Here is a 19,552-nt window from a genome sequence, read left to right as displayed (position 1 = left end):
CGGACCAGCCGGCGACGCCCCCGAATGAGTGGACCGTCCCGGTGAACGACCGGTCTGCGACGTCGGCGCTGTGCGACCTGGGAAGCGCGGTGTCGTCCTGCGTGGGCAGAATGAAGAGTCGCCCTGATCGAGAGGACACCATGACCGAGGCAAGCGCCATCCCCATCGCCGACTCGCACGAGATGATCAGGGTGGTCGGAGCCCGCGAGAACAACCTCAAGGGGATCGACCTCGACATCCCGAAGCGCCGTCTCACGGTCTTCACGGGCGTCAGCGGCTCGGGCAAGTCTTCGCTGGTCTTCGGGACCATCGCCAACGAGTCGCAGCGGCTCATCAACGAGACCTACCCGACCTTCGTCCAGCAGTTCATGGGGCAGCTGAGCCGCCCGGACGTGGACGCGCTCGAGAACGTCAGCCCGGCGATCATCGTCGACCAGGAGCGCATGGGCGCCAACGCGCGCTCCACGGTCGGGACCGCGACGGACGCGCACGCGATGCTGCGCCTGCTGTTCAGCCGCATCGGCCAGCCGCACGTCGGCTCGCCGCAGGCCTTCTCCTTCAACATCCCCTCGGTGTCGGGGGCGGGTGCCGTCACGTTCGAGAAGGGCGGGAAGAAGGTCAAGGAGCGCCGCTCGTTCGAGATCACCGGCGGCATGTGCCCCCGGTGCGAGGGTCTGGGCGAAGCCAGCGACATCGACCTCGACGAACTCATCGACAGCTCGAAGTCGCTCGCCGGGGGCGCCATCAAAGTGCCGGGCTACAACGTCGACGGCTGGATGGTGCGCGGTTTCACCGAGTCCGGCTTCTTCGACCCCGCCAAGCCGATCAAGGACTACACCGAGCAGGAGCGTCAGGACTTCCTCTACAAGGAGCCGACCAAGGTCAAGATCCAGAACATCAACATGACCTATGAGGGGCTCGTGCCGAAGGTCACGAAGTCGATGCTGCAGAAGGATCGCGATTCCCTGCAGCCGCACATCCGTGCGTTCGTCGACCGTGCCGTGAAATTCACGGCCTGTCCCGACTGCAACGGGACCCGCCTGAACGAGGGCGCGCGCTCGTCGAGGATCAAGGGCGTGAACATCGCGGATGCCGCGGCGATGCAGATCACGGATCTCGCCGACTGGCTCGCCACGATCGACGATCCGGCAGTGGCTCCGCTCATGCAGGGGCTCCGCGCCACGATCGACTCGTTCGTCGACATCGGGCTCGGCTACCTCTCGCTCGACCGGGCATCCGGCACGCTTTCGGGCGGCGAGGCGCAGCGCACGAAGATGATCCGCCACCTCGGGTCGGCCCTGACCGACATCAGCTACGTCTTCGACGAGCCCACCGCAGGACTCCACCCCCACGACATCCAGCGCATGAACGCCCTTCTCAAGCTTCTTCGCGACAAGGGCAACACGGTCCTCGTCGTGGAGCACAAGCCCGAGGTCATCGAGATCGCCGACCACATCGTCGACCTCGGTCCGGGCGCTGGGCGCGCGGGCGGCGAGATCCAGTACACCGGGGATGTCGCGGGCCTCCGCACATCGGGCACCATCACCGGCCGCCACCTCGACGACCGCGCGCGGCTGAAGCCCGCCACCCGCGCACCGAAGGGCGCGCTGGCGATTCGTGGAGCGACCCAGAACAACCTCAAGCACGTCGACGTCGACATCCCCCTCGGCGTGCTCACCGTCGTGACGGGCGTCGCGGGATCCGGCAAGTCGTCGCTCATCCACGGCAACGTGCCGGCGTTCGATGATGTCGTCGTGGTCGACCAGGCACCGATCAAGGGATCGCGCCGCAGCAGCCCCGCGACCTACACGGGGATCCTCGATGCGATTCGCGCCGCGTTCGCGAAGGCGAACGGCGTCAAGGCCGCGCTCTTCAGCGCCAATTCCGAGGGCGCGTGCCCCGCCTGCCGCGGGCTGGGCGTGATCATCACGACGCTGGGGTTCACGCAGACCGTCGAGACACTCTGCGAGCTGTGCGAAGGCACGGGGTTCAGTGACGAGGTGCTCGAGTACCTGCTCGACGGCAAGAACATCGCCGAGGTGCTCGGGATGTCGGCGGCCGAGGCGGCCGACTTCTTCATCAAGGGACCCGCCCACACCACGCTCGCCCGCATGATCGACGTCGGCCTCGGCTACATCACCCTCGGCCAGGCGCTGAACACCCTGTCGGGCGGCGAGCGGCAGCGGCTGAAGCTCGCGATCTCGATGGCGAAGAAGGGCGCGATCTACGTGCTCGACGAGCCCACCACGGGGCTGCACCTCGCGGATGTCGCCAACATGCTCGCGATGCTCGATCGACTGGTGGATGCCGGCAACAGCGTGATCGTGATCGAGCACCACCAGGCCGTGATGGCGCACGCGGACTGGATCATCGACCTCGGACCGGGCGCCGGTCACGACGGCGGCGCGATCGTCTTCGAGGGAACCCCCGCCGATCTGGTGGCGGATGCCGAGACCCTGACGGCTCAGCACCTGCGAGAGTACGTGGGATCCTGACTCCCGCTTCGCCCGGCATGTCGACGGGTTCGGCGCGTTTCGTCTCGCCTTCGGCTCGCTCAACGACCGGCGGGAGGGGCCGGGTCCGCCGAGGGCTACCTGCCGACGTCGAAGAGGTGGCGCCCGCCGTGGCTCAGCACCTTGACCACCACACCCCGCCGGTGCAGCTCGGCCACCGTTCGCGTCTCTTCGTCGATGTTGCGGCCAAGCGCGTGCACGTTCGAGACGACGAGCACGTCGCCGCCGCGGAGGGTCCCGAACAGGCGGACGAGGCGGTCCTCCCACGATTCCAGTGTCTCCGGGGCCGGATGCCGGAATCCCTCGATCGAAACGCCGAACCGCGTCAGCTCGTCGCGCTGCTCGACGACCGAGGGCATGTCATCGCGCGCGATCACGAGGCCCACGAGCCGGGAACCCGCCGGGCGCGCCTGCCACCAGTCACGATCGCGCTGCAGCTCGGTGAAGCACTGCGGGCACTCGGCCGCGGGGTGCGGCAGGTGCAGCGGACTGGTGTCGGCGGATGCCGCGCCCTCGACCGCCGCCGCGCGCGACATCGCGGCATCCATCGACTCGACGGACGTCGCCTCGACTCTCACCGACTTCGTGCGCTCGCTCATCCGGCCGCTCCTTCGCTCGGGTCTATTCTGCCCCGGGCGGAGACGCCCGGCCGACCGCTTCAGGATTGGTCGTCGATGCGCAGCTGCAAGCTGAGCTGATCCGCGTCGAGTTCGGCGAGCGCATGCCGCAGTGCGGCGGTGCTGTACGCGCCGCCCGAGGAAAGCTCGTTGAGGCGCTTCCTCATCGCCTCGATGAGCACGAGACGCAGCTCCAGCCCGTCGCGGAACGCGATCGACCTGTCCTCGTCGGGCGGTTCCGAATATCGAGATCCGACGAGCTGGACCAGCTCGCTGGGGAAGGGGGTGCCGTCTCGCCGCACGAGTGCGGAATCGGCGAGAGCCGACTCGGCGGCATCCCGAAGCTCGCCGTCGAGGCTCGACTGCTCGACCCGGTCGAGCTGATCATCTGTCGCCCGCTCGAGGCGCAGCCTGCGCACGAGCCATGGCAGCGTGAAGCCCTGCAGCATGAGGCTGCCGACCGCGACGCAGAACGCGACGAAGATGAGGAGCGGCCGCTCGGTGGCGGTGCGAGGCAGCGTCTGCGCAGCGGCGAGGGTAACGACGCCGCGCATGCCCGCCCACACGATGACCGTGCCATGCTTCCAGCCCAGCGGAGATGCCTGGTAGTAGTCGAGGTCGCTGAGCGCGCGCGAGACCCGCGTTCGCATCGCGTCGAGCCGACGCTGCAGCCGGCGCTCGTCGTCGCGGTTCCCGCGGGTCCGCCCCCGGATCGCGGGTGCAGGTGCCCTCTCGCCTGCTGCAACTTCGTCGAGCCGGGCGCTCAGGGTCTCGAGCCGTCGACGCTGAGTGTTGCGCGCCCTCCGGCTCTGCAGCCACACCAGCAGGGCGACATATCCCGCACGCACCACGATGATGATCGCCAGTGCGGCGAGAGCCAGGCCGATGCCGGTGCCCAGTCCGTTCTGCTCCTTGAGGTTCTGGGCCACGATCTCTCTGAGCTCGAGTCCCATGAGCAGGAAGACGGCGCCTTCGAGGACGAGCTCGATCGTCCGCCAGTTCAGCACGTCGGAGAGGCGCTGTTCCGGTGTGAACCACCTCGCCGCGCCCTGCCCCGTCACGATCCCCGCGACGACCGCCGCCACGAGCCCCGATCCGCCGAGCGCCTCGGTCGGTAGGAAGGCGACGAAGGGCACGACGAAGCCGACCGCGGTGTTCGCGGCCGAGTGGCTCATCAGTGCGCGCAGCCGGAGATTGAGGTATCCGACCAGCGCTCCGACGACCACCGCGACGATGACGCCCCACAGGAATGCCGGGATGAATCCGATCTGGATCGCGGCACTCGAGGTCGTTCCCGAGGCAGTCAGCGCGGCCGCGGCGATCATGGTGCGCAGCAGCACCAGTGCGGTCGCATCGTTGAGCAGGCTCTCGCCCTCGAGCAGTGTCACGACGCGCCGCGAGATGCCCAGCCGCTTCACGATCGAGGTGGCGACCGCGTCGGTTGGGCTCAGGATGGCGCCGAGGGCGACCGCCAGGTACGGGCTCAGACCTGGGATCGTGGCGACGAACAGGGCCGCCAGCGCGATCGAGCTGACGAGCACGAGCACGACGGAGAGCCCCGCGATGGGTCCGAAGTCGCGCCGGAACTCCAGGGCGGGAAGCGCGACGGCCGCGGAATACAGCAGCGGCGGAAGCACGCCGACCAGGATGACGTCCGGCTCGACCTCGATCGCCGGAACGAAGGGCAGCAGCCCTACGCCGATTCCGATGAGCACGAGCAGCAGCGGCCCCGCGAGCCCCAGTCTCGGCGCGACGGCGGTCGTCACCGCGATCACGACGATCGCGAGGACGACGTAGACCAGTGAGTCCACGGCGTCAGACGAATCCGAGTCCGCGCACCGTCTCGCGCTCGGCGGAGAGCTCCGAGACGGATGCGTCCACGAGGCGGCGGGCTCGTGCATCCAGCGCCAGCCCTTCGACCACGCGGTAGCCCGTGCCGTCGGATATGACCGGGAACGAGCACACGAGGCCTTCGGGCACCCCGTACTCGCCGCGCGACACGACCGCCGCAGAGGTCCAGCCCTCGCCGGTGCCCAGCTGCTCATCGCGCACGTGCTCGATCGCGGCGTTGGCAGCCGACGCCACCGACGACGAGCCGCGCACCTCGATGATCTCTGCACCTCGCTTCGCGACCCGCGGGATGAAGACGTCGTCGAGCCAGGCGGCGGCGGCATCCTGACCGCCCAGCTTGTGGGCAAGGGCTTGGACGACCGGCACGCCCTGCCCGGATGCCGAGGGCTGAGCCCGCACGGTCGCGTGGGCGACATCCGGGAACTGCGAAGCGGAATGGTTCCCCCAGATCGCGACATCGCGGACGGCGCCCGCGCTGGTGTCGAGCACCTCGGCGAGCTGGCCGACCGCGCGGTTGTGGTCGAGGCGGGTGAGGGCCGTGAACCGATCGGCCGGAACGTCGTGAGCGGATGCCGCGGCGATCAGCGCGTTGGTGTTGGCAGGGTTGCCCACCACCACGACCCGGACCTCGTTCGCCGCCGATCGGCTGATCGCGGCGCCCTGGGGACCGAAGATGCCCGCGTTGGCGGCGAGCAGGTCGGCGCGCTCCATGCCCGGACCGCGCGGCCGTGCGCCCACCAGCATCCCGATGCTGCAGCCGTCGAAAGCGACGACCGGGTCATCGGTCACCTCGACGCTGTGCAGAAGGGGAAAGGCGCAGTCCTGCAGCTCGAGCGCGGCCCCTTCGGCGGCCCTCAGCCCCTGCGGGATCTCGAGCAGTCTCAGTCTCACAGGGCGATCCGAGCCGAGCATGCCGCCGGCAGCGATGCGGAAGAGGAGGGCGTAGCCGATCTGTCCGCCGGCGCCGGTGATCGTGACGGTCGTGGGTTCGCTCACCATATCCCGAGCCTATTGCCGTGTCGAGGCTCCCGTCGGGGGATGGTGCCGGGAGTACCGTGAGCGCATGACGTTCAACCCAAACGCCAGCGTCGGAGGCAACGCTGCTCGCCGTCGGGGCACAGGGATCGCGGTCGCTGGCGGTGGTCTCGCCGGGATCGGCGCGCTCGCGGTGCTGCTGCTGAACCTTTTCACCGGAAGCGACTTCTCGGGTCTCATTCCGGTGAGTCCGGGGGCCTCGGGCGGAGGATCCGAGATCGCGAACTGCAAGACCGGGGCCGACGCCAACGCCAGTGACGACTGCCGGCTGGCCGCGGCATCCCTCGCGATCAACCAGTACTGGGCCGGACAGGTGGACGGCTACCGCCAGCCCCAGCTGATCATCGTCGACAGCGCGACCTCGACGCAGTGCGGGACGGCGTCGAACCAGACCGGTCCCTTCTACTGCCCGCCGGAACAGACCGTGTACATCGACCCGACGTTCTTCGGGCTGTTGCGGTCGCAGTTCGACGCCACCGCGGGGCCGCTCGCCCAGCTGTACGTCCTCGCGCACGAGTACGGCCACCACGTGCAGCAGATCACCGGGATCATGCAGAAGCACCCCGCTGACGGCACGGGTCCCGACAGCAACGGGGTCCGCACCGAGCTGCAGGCCGACTGCTTCGCCGGCGCGTGGGTCGGCCACATGTCTGAGCAGGTGGACGCCAACGGGGTGCCGTTCCTGCAGGCGCCGACGCCGCAGCAGATCGCCGACGCGATCAATGCCGCCCAGGCCGTCGGCGATGACCACATCCAGAAGGAGTCGGGCGCAGCGGTCAACCCCGAGACCTGGACGCACGGCTCGAGCGACCAGCGCCAGCGCTGGTTCCAGAACGGCTACAAGCAGGGAGCGGGTGCCTGCGACACATTCGGCGTTCCGGGGGGAAGCCTATGAACGAGCACCTTGACGACATCCTCTATCCGCCGATCGAGCCCTACGAGACGGGCGAGCTGATCGTCGGTGACGGGCACCGCGTGTACTGGGAGCAGAGCGGCAACCCCGATGGCAAGCCGGTCGTGTTCCTGCATGGCGGGCCCGGCGCGGGCACCTCGCCGTGGCATCGACGGTTCTTCGACCCCGATCGGTACCGCATCGTGCTGTTCGACCAGCGGGGATGCGGGCGTTCGATTCCGCACGCGAGCGAACCTGATGCGGATCTGCGCTTCAACACGACCTGGCACCTCGTCGCCGATATGGAGCTGCTGCGCCGCAACCTCGCCATCCCGGCCTGGCAGGTCTTCGGTGGCTCCTGGGGAAGCGCCCTCGCCCTCGCCTACGCCGAGGCGCACCCCGATGCGGTGACGGAGATCGTGCTGCGCGGCATCTTCACGCTCCGCCGCCACGAGCTGGAATGGTTCTACGAGGGTGGCGCATCGGTGCTCTTCCCCGACCTGTGGGAGGACTTCATCGCGCCGATCCCGGTGCTTGAACGCTCGCGCCTCATCGACGCCTATCACCGTCGGCTGTCCGACCCCGACCCGGCGGTGCATGTCCCGGCGGGTGTGGCGTGGTCGCGCTGGGAGGCCGCAACACTCACCCTGCTTCCCGACGCAGAGCTCGTCGACGGGATGACGGAACCCGCCGCCGCGACCGCCTTCGCGCGGATCGAGAACCACTACTTCCTCAACGGCGGCTGGTTCGAGGAGGGGCAGCTCATCGACGGCGTCGACGCGATTCGCGGCATCCCGGCCGTCATCGTGCAGGGTCGCTACGACGTGTGCACGCCGATCATGACGGCTTGGGATCTCCACCGCGCGTGGCCCGAGGCCGAGTTCGTCGTCGTTCCCGACGCGGCGCACTCGGCCAGCGAGCCCGGGATCGCCCGCGCGCTGCGTGCTGCGACCGACCGCTTCGCCGCGGGCTCGGGGCAGGAGCCGGTCGCGGAGCCCGAGCCGGAGGCGGAGTCCGAGCCGGGAGCGGTGGCGGAGGCCGAGCCGGTCGCGGAGCCGGTGCCGGGATCAGTCGCGGAGCCGGTGCCTGAGCCGGAGGCGGAGGCGGAGTCCGAGCCGGTGCCCGAGCCGGAGGCGGAGGCGGAGTCCGAGCCGGTGGCGGAGCCGGTGCGTGAGCCGGAGGCGGAGCCCGAGCCGGGAGCGGTGGCGGAGCCTGTTGAGTCGTCCGACGCCGCCGACGCCGCCGCCGACGCCGACCCCGAATCGGCCGCCGAGGTAGAGCCGCCCGCCGACCCCGGACCGGCCGACCCCGATCCGTCCACCGAGCCAGAGCCGCTCGCCGACCCCGATCCATCCGCGGAGCCTGAACCTGGCCCCGACCCCGAGTCGGTCACTGAGCCGGCCGAGGCCTCCGAGACCGAGGAGGAGTACTCGCCCTCCCGCGAAGCCGACTGAGACCACCCGGACGGTCGACGACCGCCGTCCTGCTAGACTGAAGGAACTTGCAGCGCTCCGACGCGCTTCTTGCGTCGTAGAACGCTTCCCTCGCCGCCGTCTCCGGACCACTTCCCAGACGATGTCGGCTGATAACTTTCGCACGGCGAACCCGTGATCGAAATCCGTCGCGGGCCACCGAACAGGGTGCGTGCGCGCATCCGGAGAAAACTCCCTCAATGACTGATGTCACTTTCAGCACGCTCGGCGTGCCCCAGCCGCTCATCACCGCACTGGCGGCCGACGGCAAGACCACTGCCTTTCCCATCCAGATCGACACTCTTCCCGACACACTCGCGGGCCGTGATGTGCTCGGCCGCGGCAAGACGGGCTCGGGCAAGACCCTGGCCTTCGCCATCCCGATGGTCGCGCGCCTCGGCACCAAGCTCTCCGGCGGCAACCGCCGCGCGGGAATGCCGCTCGGACTCGTCCTCGCTCCGACGCGTGAGCTCGCAACCCAGATCAACGCGGTGCTCGAGCCGCTCGCCAAGGCGTACGGCCTGACCACGACCACGATCTTCGGCGGTGTAAGCCAGAACCGCCAGGTGGACGCACTCCGCCGCGGCGTCGACATCATCGTCGCTTGTCCTGGCCGCCTCGAAGATCTCATGGGTCAGCGCCACGTGCGCCTCGACGCCATCGAGATCACGGTGATCGACGAGGCCGACCACATGGCCGACCTCGGCTTCCTTCCCGGTGTCACCCGAATCCTGAGCGCGACGCCCGCGGGCGGTCAGCGCCTGCTGTTCAGCGCGACGCTCGACAACGGCGTGGACAAGCTCGTGAAGCGCTTCCTGCAGAACGAGGTGCTGCACTCCGTCGACGAGGCGAACTCCCACGTCGCCGCGATGACCCACCATGTCTTCACGATGACGGATGCCGATGCCAAGAACGAGGTCGTCCGCACGCTGGCCTCCGGCACCGGCCGCCGCATCCTGTTCATGCGCACGAAGCACCACGCGAAGAAGCTCGCCCAGAAGCTCACGGCGCAGGGGATCCCTTCGGTCGACCTTCACGGCAACCTCTCGCAGAACGCGCGTGACCGCAACCTCGCGGCGTTCTCTTCCGGCGAGGCGAAGGTCCTCGTCGCCACGGATGTCGCCGCGCGCGGCGTGCATGTCGACGACGTCGAGCTCGTCATCCATGTCGACCCGCCCACCGAGCACAAGGCGTACCTGCACCGCTCCGGTCGCACCGCGCGTGCCGGCGCCGAGGGCGCCGTGGTCACCCTCGTGCTGCCGGGTCAGGAGCGCGACGTCGCAGATCTGCTCCGCAAGGCCGCGATCGCTGTGAAGCCCGTCCGGGTGACGCCGGGATCGGCCGAGGTCACCGCCCTCGTCGGCGAGGTCGCGGCGTATGTCACGCCGGCGCCGAAGCCCGAGATCACCCGCGGTGGCGGCACGAGCCAGGGCGCCAACGCCCAGCGCAAGCGTGGCGAGCGTTCGGGTTCGGCGGGCGGTCAGCAGCGCCAGCAGCCGCGCGGCGAGCGCACCGGTCGTCCGGCTCAGGCCCAGCGCGGGACGGATGCCGCGGCCCGCGGCACCGGCCACGCCGGCCGCGATGCGAACCACGGCGCCGCGCAGGGCGCGAAGCAGGCCAACGGAACGCCGCGCCAGAGCGGTTCGCGCCGCGCGTCGCACGGCGGCGGGTCGGGCAAGCTGATGGTCGGCTCGGTCGTCCGTCAGAATGGCGGCGCTCGCCGCACCGGCCGCTGACCCGCGTTCGTCTCGGCTCAACGACCGGAGCCGGGTCTCCGGGACCCCCGGTCGTTGAGCGAGCCGAAGGCGAGACGAAACGCGCCGAATCACGCCGAGAGAGGCTCGCCCCGTTTCGTCTCGGTCGTTGCGCTCCCTCGCTCAACGACCGGGTACCGCGGTCTCGGTGCCCCGGGTCGTTGAGCGAGCCGTAGGCGAGACGAAACGAGGCGCGCGGCTCAGTGGGCGGCGCGGATCCGATCGGCGGCGACCTCGCCGATCACGATCGCGGGGGCGTTCGTGTGCCCGCGGATCACGGTCGGCATCACCGACGCGTCGGCCACGCGCAGCGCCTCGACGCCCCGCACGCGCAGGTCGGGATCGACGACGGATGCGGCATCCATTCCCATCCGCGCCGTGCCCACTGGGTGGTAGATCGTGTGCGAGTAGCGCCGCACCGACAGTTCGGCGCGTTCGGCCGGCGTCATCCGCTCGCCCCCTTCGGGCTGAATCCAGCCACCGGTGGTCACCGCACGCAATGCGTCGGTGTCGAGGAGCCGCTCACACTCGGCGAGGCCCGCCAAGATGGTCGCCTCGTCGATCCCGTCGGGGTCGGTGAGGTAACCCGGGTCGATGCGCACTTTCGCGGTGGGGTCAGCCGACGCGAGCCGGATCGTGCCGCGGCTGCGGGGGTGGATCAGGATGGCGCCGAGCGTCAGTCCCTCGCCGGGGGGAGGAACCAGGCCTTCGCCGATGTACGGCGCAGTTGCGAAGATGATCTCGATGTCTGGCAGACCCTCGGGCACTCCTGCGACGTCGGCGATCGGCGTCCGCACGAACCCGTACCCCTCCGCGACGGGTGAAGAGAGCATGCCACGTCGCGTCGTCAGGTAGCGGGCGAGCTGGCGAGGACTCGCGCCCGTGAACAGAGTGCCGCCGCGCGCCCGCGGGGCGATGCCCGCGACGAGATGGTCCTGGAGGTTGGCGCCCACTTCTGGTGCGTCCACGAGCAGGGGGATGCCGTGCTGGGCGAGGTGCGCCGAGGGTCCGATCCCACTGAGCATCAACAGCTGCGGTGTGTTGATTGCGCCGCCGGAGAGGATCACCTCGCGGTGGGCGCGCGCAACGCGGGTGATCCCGTCGATCTCGACGTACACTCCGCTCGCGCGCGGCGGTTGTGCGGGCGTGCCCGCCGAGTCGTCGAGCGATTCGGCGAAGGTCACCCGTCGCACCAACGCTCCGGTCACCACTCGCAGGTTCGGGCGCCTCTTCGCCGGTCGCAGGTACGAATCCGCCGTCGACGCCCGCGCCCCGCGGTGCTGCGAGACCATCGTCTGCGAGAAGCCCTGTCCGTCCGGCAGGTTCGCCGCGGTGACCGAGTGTCCGACTTCTCGCGCTGCATCGAGGAATGCCCCGGTGTGCGGTCGCGGGTCGCGCTGGCGCTCGACCGACTGGGGGCCGTCGGTCCCCTGGGATTCGTGGGTGGCGTCTTCCGTCCGCTCCACGCGTCGGAAGTACGGCTCCAGGGCCCGCCACGACCACGCATCACCTGCGGTCTTCGCCCATTCGTCGTAGTCGGCGGCGAACCCGCGGACCCACATCATGGCGTTCAGCGACGACGAGCCGCCGAGGGTCTTGCCTCGCGGCCAGAAGATCGTCCGGCCCTCGAGTGCGGGCTGGGGGACGGTGTCATAGTTCCAGTCGTATGGGCCGCGGAAGAGGCTCGTGAAGGCGGCCGGCACGTGCAGCTGCGGTGCGGAATCGGGTGCGCCCGCCTCGAGCAGCAGCACCGTCACCGAAGGGTCTTCGCTCAGACGCGCAGCCAGTGCGGCGCCCGCCGAACCAGCGCCGACGACGATGTAGTCGGCCTCGAGCGATCCGGCCCCCCGGCTCATGCGCGGAATGCCTGCACGAGCGTGCCGACGAACTTGAGCCAGTCTTGGCGCATCTGGAAGCGCGTGAAGCCCTCACTCACCGTGGAGCCGGTTCGCGAGCTCGTGAACCACGGGGGCTTCGGCAGCACGGAAAAGCGGCCGGGACCGAAGAGAGCAGACGCCGAGCGCGGGAACGGACGGAATGGCCCGCGCCCCACCGAGCGCTCCACGCGGTCGAGCAGAAGGGCGTTGTGGACGACGCCGAGGCCGCTGTCGACATCCTGAAGCGTCGCTCCGGGGAATCCACCCCAGGTCATGTTCGAGATGAGGTAGCCGAAGCCGGTCCATGCGTTGATGGCGATCGACCCGTATCGCATTGCCGCGATGGCACGCTCGAAGCCGCCGCCGAGCGCGGCCTCGGTTGCAGGGTCGATCAGCACGTTGGCGCCGAGCGTTCCGACGAGCTTGTCGTTGGCATGCGCCACCGCCGCGTCGAGGAACTCCTGGCCATTGCCCGGCAGCGACACGACGCCCAGCACCGGCGCGAAGTACTCCGTGGTCTCGAGCGCGGTCGCGTCGTCTGCTGCGCCGATCTCGACCAGAGCGCGGGTTCCGTCCGCGCACCAGATCGCGTCGGGATAGTCGGATGCCGCCGCCGCGAGCTTCTCGTCACTCTTCGGATACCACGCCAACCGTTGCGGGGACCCCTCGTAGGCCTTCCGCAGCTCGGTGAGGAAGGCGTCCCGCTGGGGCCAGTCGGCGCTCACGAGCACGACCTGGCCGGCGATGCAGTTGTGGCCGGAGTTGTGCATCCGCATGGTCACGACGTGCTCGGCCTGGAAGCGCAGGTCGGCGTCGGTCCACGCACCCGGCACGACGATGATCGGCGAGACGCCACCGAGTTCGGCGGTGATCGGCTTCTGGAGCTTCGGGCTGTTCTCGCGCTTCCGGCGTGCGGTCTCCTCGGTGTCGGCCGACGATCCCCACACGATGGCTTCGAAAGTGCGCGCCGCGCCCGTGATGTGCACATGCGCGATGCCGGGGTGACCGGTGAGGTACTCTCCGACTTCCGCGCCGCCCCGCACGATCCGGACGAAGCCGGGTTCGATCAGCGGAGCGAGCGCGCGCTCGAAGGCCGGGACGAGCGGATCCTGCGTCGGGTTGAGCTTCAAGAGGGCAACGCGGTTGTTCGCGAGCAGCTCGTACAGCACGTCGAGCACGGGGATCGACGAGACGTTGCCCGCGCCCAGCACGAGCCCGATGCCTCCCGTCGTGGTGGGCGACAGCTGGGCCAGACCCGCGGCGCGGCGCGCCTCTTCGACGGACACCCCCGGCTCGAACCACACTTCGCCGGTGAACCCGGACAGCAACAGGCCATCCACCGGGGTGAGCGGGAAGACGTGCGCCCGCACGCGCTCGCCGGGCGCTGCACTCGTCTTCACTCCCGTGAGAGGGCTCTCGCCCGCAGCGAGTTTCAAGAGCGTGGAGCGGTATGCGTCCAGCGCGGTGACCACCCCGTACGGGCCGGCAAGCCAGTCCTCGCCGTGCAGCGGATGGGTGGGCTCGAGGCCCTTCGTCGCCGCGGCGGCAGCCGTCCATTCGGCCGCAACAGCGGATACCGAAGCCTTCAGGCGCTCCATGAGCCGGGCCCGCTGTTCGAGCGTGAGGTGCGACCACGCCATGAGCCCGATGCCGAGTTCGGCGATCGCGGCATCGAGGTCGGCGCGGTCGGCCTGAGGCAGACCTGGTGCGCTGTCGTTCGGGGCGGAATCGGGCGAGGTGGCCGGGGCAGCCTGGGTCACGGGCGCTCTCCTTCGGGCGGGAGGTCTCAGTTTACGTCGACGTGCCGAGACTCGATCTCAGCGGGACTGCGACTCGATGTCGGTTCGGCGAAGCGGGTAGCGTGCGAGCGTCAGCAGACTGAGTCCGACGAGGATGGCGGGCACAAGGCTGAAGCTCACGATGATGCCGGTGATCGCGGCATCCGGCTGCGTCACCGTCTCGGTGGCTGTGGAGGACACATAGCCCGTGATGGCCAGGATCAGCACGAGCACCGTTGCTCCGAGTGCGAAGCCGACCGTCTCTCCTGCCGTCCACACCCCACTGAACGATCCGGCCTGGCCCGGCCCGCTCGTGCGCTCGTCGTGGGAGATGACGTCGGGAAGCATCGACATCGGAAGGGACTGCATCCCGGCGTATGCGACGCCGGCGATCGCCACGGGCAGATAGATCCAGGCTCCGGGAGCCCAGAGCAGCCCGAGGATCGACAGCGCGGCGAGCGTGAAGATGGCGCTCGCGATCGAGAAGGCGCGTTCCTTGCCGATGCGTCGCGCGACGGCGCCCCACACGGGTGCGGCGAACAGCGCCGGGGCGATCAGGGCGACGAACAGATACGTGACGGCATCCTCCGAGTGCAGCACCCAGGTCGCGACGTACTGCGCGCCGGCGAGCATGAGGCCGGTGGCGAGCGCCTGCAGCACAAAGGTCGAGAGCAGGGCTCGGAACGGCCGGCTGCGCCGCAGGGCACGGATGCCGGTGGCATAGTGCTCGCGGATGCCGGGGGTGGAGCTGCTTGCGGTGGGTGAGCCCGCGCCGGCCGCTGCGCCCGTCGAACCGACCGTGGCCGCAATCCCGACGGTCGCGCGGCGCGCGACGGTCGTCGCGACCAGCATCCCGCCGGCGATCACGAGGCCCGCGACGACGCCCATGATGAGGTAGCCGATCGCGGGGTCGTCGGCGGCGCCCCGCAGCGCGGGACCGCCGGCGCCGAAGAGCAGAATCGCGAACGTGAGCACGACGACCCGCCAGGTGAGCAGGCGGGTGCGCTCGTCGTAGCTGGGCGTGAGCTCGGCCGGCAGCGCGATGTACGGCACCTGGAACAGGCTGAACGCCGTCGCTGTGAGGGTGAAGGTGAGGAACACCCAGATGGCTCCGAGCACCGGCCCGATCGCCGGGGGCACGGCGAATGTGAGCGCGAAGAACACCGGCAGAGTCAGTGCGCCGGTCCGCATCAGCCGGCTGCGCGTGCCGTGCCGGCGGAGATCGCGATCGGTGAGCGCTCCGATCAAGGGGTCGATGATGACATCCCAGACCTTTGCGACCGTGATCACGGCACCTGCAACGAGCGCTGCGACACCGAGCGAGTCCGTCAGGTAGTAGGTGAGGACGAGTCCGGGCAGTGTCGAGAACCCGCCGGTGCCGAGGGAGCCCGTGGCGTAGCGGGCGATCGTGCCCTTCGAGAGGCGGATGCGCGCAGGCGAGGAGGCGGCAGTGCTCATCGCGCCAGTGTAGGTGAGCCGCCGCCGGGGCTCGCGCGGCTGTGGAGGGCGCCATCGGCCGTCCGCTACCGACCCGAAGCGTGCCGTCCCGCCGGTCGTTGAGCGAGCGAAGCGAGACGAAGGCGTCAGCCCAGCGACCGCACCGCCGCCGCGACCGCGAGCAGCCCGGTGTGCGTCTCCGTAAAGCTCGTCGAGAGCGGCGAGAGCCCGATGCGCAGGCCGTCTGGCTCCCGGTAGTCCGGGATCACGTCCTGCCCCCAGAGCTGCTCCGTAACCTGCCGCATCGACGGATGCGAGAGGTTCACGTGGCCTCCGCGCAGCGCCGGGTCGCGCGGCGAGGCGACGGTCACGCCGAGGGGAGCGAGCACGGCATCCGCAGTCCGCACCGCAAACTCGGTGAGGGCGATCGACTTCGTCCGGATGGCGTGGATGCCGGCATCCTCGATCATCTCGAGCGTGTCCTGCATGGCGAGCATCCCGACGATGGGCGGAGTGCCTGAGACGAACCGGCGCATGCCCTCGGCAGGTCGATACTCCGGCCCCATCGCGAACACGTCCGCCGTGCCCATCCACCCTTGGATGGGCTGGGCGAGTTTCGCCTGATGGCGTCGCGCGACGTAGGCGAAGGCGGGGGAGCCCGGTCCGCCGTTGAGGTATTTGTACGTGCAGCCGACGGCCAGATCGAAGTCCCAGTCGTCGGCCTCGACCGGCACCGAGCCTGCGGAGTGGCAGAGGTCCCACAGGATGAGCGCGCCGGCGTCGTGCGCGATGCGAGTGAGTGCTGCGGCATCCGTCAGATAACCGCTGCGGTATGCGACGTGGCTCAGAACCGCGACGGCGGTCCGCGGTCCGACGGCTGCCCGCAGCGCATCGGCGGTGACGCCCGCCGTGATGTCGGCATCCACCCATCTCACGCGCCCGCCGCGCTCGCGTGCGATGCCCTCGACGACGTACCGGTCGGTCGGGAAGCTGTCGCGATCGACGACGATCTCGATGCGCTCCGGATCCGCCGTCTGCTGCGCGTCGAACGCCGCACGGACGAGCTTGTAGAGAAGCACCGTCGTCGAGTCGCCGATCACCGTCTGACCGGCCGCGGCGCCGATCGCGGTGCGGCCGATCGCATCGCCGATCGTGAACGGCAGCAGCATCCACGATTCGTCCCAGCCGCGGATGAGGCGCCCGCCCCACTCGTCGCGGAGGAACGTGGCGAGGCGCTCGACGCTGGCGCGCGGGGGGCGACCGAGCGAGTTGCCGTCGAAGTAGACGAGGGATGCCTCCGACCCGACGAACGCGTCGCGGAATCGTCGCAGCCGATCCGCTGCATCGAGCGCGGCCGCCTCGGCCTCGAGGCCTGACGCGTCGACGTCGACGTGGTCAGTGGTCGTCATGGATCAGCTCCTCTGTGGGCACCACGTAGGCGCGGCTCAGCCATGCGGGGACCTCGTCGAGAATCGCGGGCGCGTCTCCGGGAATGAACGAAGCCACCGCGGCGGATTCGTCGAACCGCGGCCACGGCGCGGTCAGAGACGCGATCAGCGCCGCCCCGCGCACACCCGCGGCATCGAGGGCGTCGAGTTCTCCGGCGATGAGGCCGACTCTGCGGTCGCCGTTTCCGAGGTCGGTGCCGTAGAGCACCGTGCCGCCGGCGGCGGCGAAGGCGGTGAGGTTGGCGATCGAAGTGCGCTGTGCCGCCACGTCGTCGCGATGGATGTCGAGCGTCGAGATCCATCGCTGTCCGGCTCGCGCGGCCTGTTCGATGAGCGCTTCGCCGAGCCGTTCGGTGAACGGTGTGTGAGCAAGGACATCGACACCGGCTTCGAGCGCGAGCCGCGTCATCCCGTCGCCCTCGACGTGCGCCACGACCGGCAGGTCTCGTGCCCTCGCGGTGGCGACGACGGCCGAGAGTGTCTCGGCATCGAAGACCGGCCCGAATCCGGCGTTGAGCGAGACCTTGATGACGGATGCCCCGAACGTCGCCTGCTCGTCCACCGACGTCGCGGCGCCGCCGCGGACGCCGGGATGAGCCGACGGATCGGTCACCTCGCGCACGATCGCATCCGGCGCCCACGGCCGAGCGGACGGATACCCGCCGGGCACCGTGAGGAACGCTCCGGCATATGCCACGCGCGGAATACCCCCGTTCGCACGGCGTGCGAGCTCGATAGGGTCACCGCCGAGATCGACGACCCCCGCGATCCCTCCGGCGGCGAGCTCGTGCTCGTCGATGAGGTGGAGATGCACGTGGTGGTCGATGAACGGCGGCAGCGAGATGCCGTGCTCGCCGGTGATGGCGCGCCGGCACGGCAGCGCGGCATCGCCGAGGAGCGCCTGTACCTCGAATCGATCGGGCAGCGTCATCCGGTGCTCCTCGTCGTCCGCCCGATGATCACAGCTCGCTCCGCACCGCGAACAGCTCGGGAAAGAAGGTGAGCTCGAGGGCGCGCTGCAGGAAGGGGACCCCGCTCGAGCCGCCGGTGCCGCGCTTGAAGCCGATGATGCGCTCAACCGTCTTCAGGTGCCGGAAGCGCCAGAGCTGGAAGTTGTCCTCGAGGTCGACGAGCTCTTCGCAGGTCTCGTAGGCGGCCCAGTGCGTCTGCGGGTCGGCGTAGATCTCGGCGAAGATCGGCACCAGTTCGGGGGCGAAGGTCCACGCTCGCGTGACGTCGCGATCAAGGATCGAGTCCGGGATCGGGTAGCCCGATCGCGCGAGCAGGCGAAGGAACTCGTCGTACAGACTCGGGGCCTCGAGAGCGGCCCGCACGAGCGCCTGGGCGGCCGGATCGGCTTCGAAGACCCGCAGCATCGCCGCGTTCTTGTTGCCCAGCGTGAACTCGACGGCGCGGTACTGCGCGGATTGGAAGCCGCTCGCGTTGCCCAGCACGCCGCGGAACTGCACGTACTCGGCAGGCGTCAGCGTCGCGAGCACGGACCACTGCTCGGTGAGGGTCCGCTGGATGTGCTTGACCCGGGCGATGCACTTGAGCGCCGGCGCGAGCTGGGCGTCGCGGAGCAGCCGGCACGCGGCCGACAGCTCGTGCAGCACGAGCTTGAGCCACAGCTCCGTGGTCTGGTGCTGGATGATGAACAGCAGCTCGTCATGGTGCTCGGGGTCGCTCAGCGGACGCTGTGCGGAGAGGAGCGTTGCGAGGTCGAGGTAGCCGCCGTAGCTCATGCGATCGGCGAAATCCGTGACGACCGTCGATTCGATCGCTCGGGTGTTGCTCTCGACGCCTTCGCTCACGCCATCCAGCCTAGTGAGAGGGATGCCGCGGCATCCGGTCGTCGAGGGACGAGCGGACTACCGCGGTTCGGTCGTTGAGCGAGGGAGCGACGCGACCGAGACGAAACGCGTACCGGCTAGAGAAGCTCGAGCTCGCGCAGCTTGGCCTCGACGGCGGCGTTCGACGGCTCGACGTGGTGCGTCGCGTCCGGGTAGACCACCACGGGGATGCTCGTGCGGCCCGAGATCTCACGTGCCACGTCGGCGGCGCTGGGGTCTTCCATGAGGTCGACGTACGTGTACTGGATGCCAAGCCCGTCGAGCTGGGTCTTGGTGCGGACGCAGTCCCGGCACCAGTCGGCGCCGAACATGGTGATCGTGGAGGGGGAGGTCATGCTTCCATTCTCGCGGATGGATGCTGTGCAGACGGTGGGTGCCGGCTACTGCAGCGGGCTGAGGATGCCCTCCGCCTCCCGATACCGGTGGCCCGACACGGGGCACACCCAATCCTCGCCGTCCTTCCCAAGGGGATGACCCGCGGTGCCCACCCAGCCGATCCTCCGCGACGGCACCCCGACCACGAGCGCATAGGCGGGTACGTCCTTCGTCACCACCGCACCCGCCGCGACGAGCGCCCACTCGCCGACGGTGACGGGTGCGACGCACACCGCCCGCGCGCCGATCGACGCCCCGGTGCCGATCGTCACGCCGACGGCGTGCCAGTCGTCAGCATCCTTGAGGGTGAGATCAGGGTTCACGGCGCGCGGGTACTCGTCGTTCGTCAGCACCGCGGCGGGACCGATGAAGACGCCGTCACCGAGCCGGGCGGGTTCGTAGACGAGCGCGTAGTTCTGAAGCTTGCAGCCGTTCCCCATCACGACGTCGGGGCCGACATACGCCCCGCGCGCGATGTTGCAGTCTGCACCGATTCGAGCGCCCTCACGGACCTGCGCGAGGTGCCAGATGCGCGTGCGGTCGCCGATCTCAGCCGAATCGGCGACGTCGGCCGAGGACTGGATCACGGCGGAATCGGATGCGGTCATGGCAGGCCTCCGGGCACATGTGAGGGGACAACCCCAGCTTAC

At 69.6% G+C, this 19,552-nt stretch carries 14 protein-coding genes and 1 pseudogene; 4 read left to right on the top strand and 11 right to left on the bottom strand.

Annotated elements, in window-relative coordinates; all coding sequences use genetic code 11:
* Positions 1–140: 140 nt before the first annotated feature.
* Positions 141–2,495 (top strand): ATP-binding cassette domain-containing protein, encoded by a 2,355-nt coding sequence (locus ABD212_RS07590; protein WP_344092996.1) that lies wholly within the window; start codon positions 141–143, stop codon positions 2,493–2,495.
* 95 nt (positions 2,496–2,590) lie between these two features.
* On the opposite strand, the gene ABD212_RS07585 is transcribed toward ABD212_RS07590, so the two are convergent.
* The 3 genes from ABD212_RS07585 to ABD212_RS07575 all read right to left on the bottom strand — a co-directional run bounded on the left by ABD212_RS07585 (position 2,591) and on the right by ABD212_RS07575 (position 5,980).
* On the bottom strand, positions 2,591–3,049 hold the full coding sequence (locus ABD212_RS07585) for a recombinase family protein (protein ID WP_425561258.1): 459 nt from the start codon (positions 3,047–3,049) through the stop codon (positions 2,591–2,593).
* Between the two features lie 122 nt (positions 3,050–3,171).
* Positions 3,172–4,941 (bottom strand): cation:proton antiporter, encoded by a 1,770-nt coding sequence (locus ABD212_RS07580; RefSeq protein ID WP_344092992.1) that lies wholly within the window; start codon positions 4,939–4,941, stop codon positions 3,172–3,174.
* A gap of 4 nt (positions 4,942–4,945) precedes the next feature.
* Positions 4,946–5,980: a malate dehydrogenase gene (locus ABD212_RS07575; RefSeq protein ID WP_344092990.1), complete on the bottom strand. Its 1,035-nt coding sequence runs from the start codon at positions 5,978–5,980 to the stop codon at positions 4,946–4,948.
* A gap of 64 nt (positions 5,981–6,044) precedes the next feature.
* Between ABD212_RS07575 and ypfJ the strand changes: the two genes are divergently transcribed.
* The 3 genes and pseudogenes from ypfJ (at position 6,045) to ABD212_RS07560 (ending at position 10,116) form a co-directional block, all read left to right on the top strand.
* The gene (gene ypfJ / locus ABD212_RS07570; RefSeq protein WP_344092988.1) at positions 6,045–6,911 is read left to right on the top strand and encodes a KPN_02809 family neutral zinc metallopeptidase; all 867 of its coding nucleotides are present in this window, start codon (positions 6,045–6,047) and stop codon (positions 6,909–6,911) included.
* Positions 6,908–7,876: pseudogene (pip, locus tag ABD212_RS07565) on the top strand (prolyl aminopeptidase); the annotation flags it as partial. The gene ypfJ and the pseudogene pip, both read left to right, overlap by 4 nt.
* Before the next feature lie 704 nt (positions 7,877–8,580).
* Complete coding sequence (locus ABD212_RS07560; protein ID WP_344092985.1) at positions 8,581–10,116, top strand: DEAD/DEAH box helicase; 1,536 nt, start codon at positions 8,581–8,583, stop codon at positions 10,114–10,116.
* Positions 10,117–10,334: 218 nt separating this feature from the next.
* On the opposite strand, the gene ABD212_RS07555 is transcribed toward ABD212_RS07560, so the two are convergent.
* From ABD212_RS07555 to ABD212_RS07520, 8 genes are all read right to left on the bottom strand, one after another.
* Complete coding sequence (locus tag ABD212_RS07555; protein ID WP_344092982.1) at positions 10,335–11,990, bottom strand: GMC family oxidoreductase; 1,656 nt, start codon at positions 11,988–11,990, stop codon at positions 10,335–10,337.
* Positions 11,987–13,771, bottom strand: a complete 1,785-nt coding sequence (locus ABD212_RS07550) for an aldehyde dehydrogenase family protein (protein ID WP_344092980.1) — start codon at positions 13,769–13,771, stop codon at positions 11,987–11,989. The genes ABD212_RS07555 and ABD212_RS07550 overlap by 4 nt, the downstream gene beginning before the upstream one ends.
* A gap of 57 nt (positions 13,772–13,828) precedes the next feature.
* Positions 13,829–15,247 (bottom strand): MFS transporter, encoded by a 1,419-nt coding sequence (locus ABD212_RS07545; RefSeq protein WP_344092978.1) that lies wholly within the window; start codon positions 15,245–15,247, stop codon positions 13,829–13,831.
* A 125-nt stretch (positions 15,248–15,372) separates the two neighbouring features.
* On the bottom strand, positions 15,373–16,635 hold the full coding sequence (locus ABD212_RS07540) for a kynureninase (protein WP_344092976.1): 1,263 nt from the start codon (positions 16,633–16,635) through the stop codon (positions 15,373–15,375).
* The gene (locus tag ABD212_RS07535) at positions 16,622–17,605 is read right to left on the bottom strand and encodes an amidohydrolase family protein (protein ID WP_344092973.1); all 984 of its coding nucleotides are present in this window, start codon (positions 17,603–17,605) and stop codon (positions 16,622–16,624) included. Before ABD212_RS07535 ends, ABD212_RS07540 begins: the two co-directional genes overlap by 14 nt.
* A 28-nt stretch (positions 17,606–17,633) precedes the next feature.
* Positions 17,634–18,488 (bottom strand): tryptophan 2,3-dioxygenase, encoded by an 855-nt coding sequence (gene kynA, locus ABD212_RS07530; protein ID WP_344092971.1) that lies wholly within the window; start codon positions 18,486–18,488, stop codon positions 17,634–17,636.
* A gap of 116 nt (positions 18,489–18,604) precedes the next feature.
* Complete coding sequence (locus tag ABD212_RS07525) at positions 18,605–18,862, bottom strand: glutaredoxin family protein (protein WP_344092969.1); 258 nt, start codon at positions 18,860–18,862, stop codon at positions 18,605–18,607.
* 45 nt (positions 18,863–18,907) lie between these two features.
* The gene (locus ABD212_RS07520) at positions 18,908–19,510 is read right to left on the bottom strand and encodes an acyltransferase (RefSeq protein ID WP_344092967.1); all 603 of its coding nucleotides are present in this window, start codon (positions 19,508–19,510) and stop codon (positions 18,908–18,910) included.
* Positions 19,511–19,552 lie beyond the last annotated feature (42 nt).

The organism is Microbacterium deminutum (assembly GCF_039530205.1).
In the GTDB taxonomy this organism is placed as follows: Bacteria; Actinomycetota; Actinomycetes; order Actinomycetales; family Microbacteriaceae; genus Microbacterium; species Microbacterium deminutum.
This window is presented reverse-complemented; position numbering and strand designations above follow the sequence as displayed.

Bases quoted from the DNA above. Each gene is read 5' to 3' on its own strand.
- ABD212_RS07590 (WP_344092996.1), top strand. From the start codon at position 141: ATGACCGAGGCAAGCGCCATCCCCATCGCCGACTCGCACGAGATGATC.
- ABD212_RS07585 (WP_425561258.1), bottom strand. From the start codon at position 3,049: ATGTCGCGCGCGGCGGCGGTCGAGGGCGCGGCATCCGCCGACACCAGT.
- ABD212_RS07575 (WP_344092990.1), bottom strand. From the start codon at position 5,980: ATGGTGAGCGAACCCACGACCGTCACGATCACCGGCGCCGGCGGACAG.
- ypfJ (WP_344092988.1), top strand. From the start codon at position 6,045: ATGACGTTCAACCCAAACGCCAGCGTCGGAGGCAACGCTGCTCGCCGT.
- ABD212_RS07560 (WP_344092985.1), top strand. From the start codon at position 8,581: ATGACTGATGTCACTTTCAGCACGCTCGGCGTGCCCCAGCCGCTCATC.
- ABD212_RS07555 (WP_344092982.1), bottom strand. From the start codon at position 11,990: ATGAGCCGGGGGGCCGGATCGCTCGAGGCCGACTACATCGTCGTCGGC.
- ABD212_RS07545 (WP_344092978.1), bottom strand. From the start codon at position 15,247: ATGAGCACTGCCGCCTCCTCGCCTGCGCGCATCCGCCTCTCGAAGGGC.
- ABD212_RS07540 (WP_344092976.1), bottom strand. From the start codon at position 16,635: ATGACGACCACTGACCACGTCGACGTCGACGCGTCAGGCCTCGAGGCC.
- ABD212_RS07535 (WP_344092973.1), bottom strand. From the start codon at position 17,605: ATGACGCTGCCCGATCGATTCGAGGTACAGGCGCTCCTCGGCGATGCC.
- ABD212_RS07525 (WP_344092969.1), bottom strand. From the start codon at position 18,862: ATGACCTCCCCCTCCACGATCACCATGTTCGGCGCCGACTGGTGCCGG.
- ABD212_RS07520 (WP_344092967.1), bottom strand. From the start codon at position 19,510: ATGACCGCATCCGATTCCGCCGTGATCCAGTCCTCGGCCGACGTCGCC.